This is a genomic window from Bacillus sp. P4_D3 (assembly GCF_056401855.1).
In genome coordinates, this window is sequence record NZ_JBFUIN010000962.1 from 1 (window position 1) to 1,018 (window position 1,018).

Sequence of the window (1,018 nt, forward strand, 5' to 3'; positions counted from 1 at the left end):
GCATAGAGATGAAGAAAATTATCCGGTTTTTCAAGAAATTACAGCGAAGCATTGTTGTGGATGCGGTCATATCATGTTGTATCATGAATGAACACACCAAGTATAACTTGGTGTGTTTTTTTTTAAAACGCTGATAAAGCAAGCGGATATAGTAGAGTGAATAAAACAGAAAAACTGCCAAAACCAATTGCGGTATATCCAAGTGTTCTTGCCCCAAAATTGACAGCTAATAAGCCAACTAAAATAGCAAGGGAGCCGAGTGTAACAGGATAAAAAGCAATGGAGAATAACGAAAGAAATAATGCGACATAGCCGATCATTGCACCGGTATTTGTACCTTCAATTTCATTTGCAATTTCTTTGCGCTCATGTCTAATCGGAATACCAGCTGGAGATATTTCAGCTGCATACTCTTCGTTTTTTTCACCACTTTTAAAATGATGATTTCTCTTTCTTCGCATGTACATCCCTCTCTTTCAATTGGGTGTATCTATAGTATCTTTCATAAGGAACAGAACATGAGTATGAGTTAAACCCAAGTAAAGAAAAAATTGGAGAAAATAGATTTCGTTGTTATCCTGTTCATCTCCTTATGAAGATAAAGTGAAACTTTAATCAGTGGGGGTTTTGTYCAYCCCCCACTGATTATTAGCCCWCACCAATCGGGCTTTTACGGGCAGTTATCTCCCAMCTAACTTCCTCGCATTCGCCGAATTCTACTGCCCGTTAATGCGGGATAAACAGGAATTTTGGAAAATGATGTAGAATGAAATGAATGATAATAACTGAAGGTAGGGGAATGTATGACGAGGTTTAATTGGCATGAATCGGCAGAGAAAAAATGGGATAACAATGCAGAGTTTTGGAATCAAAATAGTCAAGAAATGTGGGATAGCGGGAGCAGGAGTACAATCATTCCATTTTTTGAGCAGTACGTGGAAAAGGAAGTACAAGTGCTAGATGTTGGCTGTGGTGATGGGTATGGTACATATAAATTAAGTCTTACTGGGTACAAAGC

Annotated in this window: 2 protein-coding genes; one reads left to right on the top strand and one right to left on the bottom strand. The window is 38.2% G+C overall.

The window, feature by feature from the left end:
• Positions 1–122: 122 nt before the first annotated feature.
• Entirely contained in the window at positions 123–461 is a 339-nt protein-coding gene (locus tag AC1DTM_RS28355) for a hypothetical protein (protein WP_001253195.1), read from the bottom strand.
• 342 nt (positions 462–803) lie between these two features.
• Here AC1DTM_RS28355 and AC1DTM_RS28360 point away from each other — a divergent pair.
• On the top strand, positions 804–1,018 hold a 215-nt coding region (locus AC1DTM_RS28360), incomplete at its 3' end, for a class I SAM-dependent methyltransferase (RefSeq protein WP_477001477.1).